This is a genomic window from Halomonas sp. ND22Bw (assembly GCF_003011945.1).
Taxonomy (GTDB): Bacteria; Pseudomonadota; Gammaproteobacteria; order Pseudomonadales; family Halomonadaceae; genus Halomonas; species Halomonas halophila.
Genome location: NZ_PXWD01001353.1, coordinates 1 through 253, shown reverse-complemented (window position 1 = coordinate 253; position 253 = coordinate 1). Strand labels below are relative to the sequence as shown.

The 253-nt window shown below is 74.7% G+C and carries 1 pseudogene; it reads right to left on the bottom strand.

What is annotated here, in order from left to right:
* Window positions 1–253, bottom strand: a pseudogene (locus CVH10_RS26235) (hypothetical protein); the annotation flags it as partial.

The following is a 253-nucleotide window of genomic DNA, read 5'->3' as shown; positions in this document are numbered from 1 at the left end:
GCGCGCCGGCGTCGGCTCTTCGGCCCGCTGCTGGCGGTAGCGCGCGGCCATGGCGGCTGCGGGCTCCGGCGCCTCGGCCATGCCGAGCTGGGCGTGCAGCATCTGGTTGCGCGAGGGCAGCAGGTCGCGTGCGGGCCAGTCGGCCGGCTGCCACAGCTGCGAGCGCATGAAGGCCTTGGCGCAGTGCAGGTACGCCTCCTCCACGCGGACCTCGATCACCAGCTTCGGACGCTGGCGTTCCGCCGCGAAGCGG